This window comes from Escherichia sp. AM3 (assembly GCF_032029835.1).
Classification (GTDB): domain Bacteria; phylum Pseudomonadota; class Gammaproteobacteria; order Enterobacterales; family Enterobacteriaceae; genus Escherichia; species Escherichia coli.
On sequence record NZ_JAVUPQ010001098.1, the window covers coordinates 1 to 258 of the forward strand.

At 38.8% G+C, this 258-nt stretch carries 1 pseudogene; it reads right to left on the reverse strand.

Annotated features, from left to right (window positions below):
* Positions 1 to 258 (reverse strand): annotated as a pseudogene (locus RTW80_RS29875) (rhamnosyltransferase); the annotation flags it as partial.

The following is a 258-nucleotide window of genomic DNA, read 5'->3' on the forward strand; positions in this document are numbered from 1 at the left end:
TTATTTATGCATGCAAATGGTATCCATGCGGGTGCATTTTTGATTAAAAACATGAGTTCGGACAAAAGAAACTTACCTCCTTCGCCTCCCGCCCCCCCAAAACTATTTCTAATCCAAGATTCATCAGTATGAAAAACACCAATATCAAAATATCTTTTAAATTCTTCAATCGGGGAATAGTTATGCGAATGGCATACTACCGCATCTGCGACATAAGCGATTTTATATCCAGCCTGAACCGCCTTTGCTGTATAATAC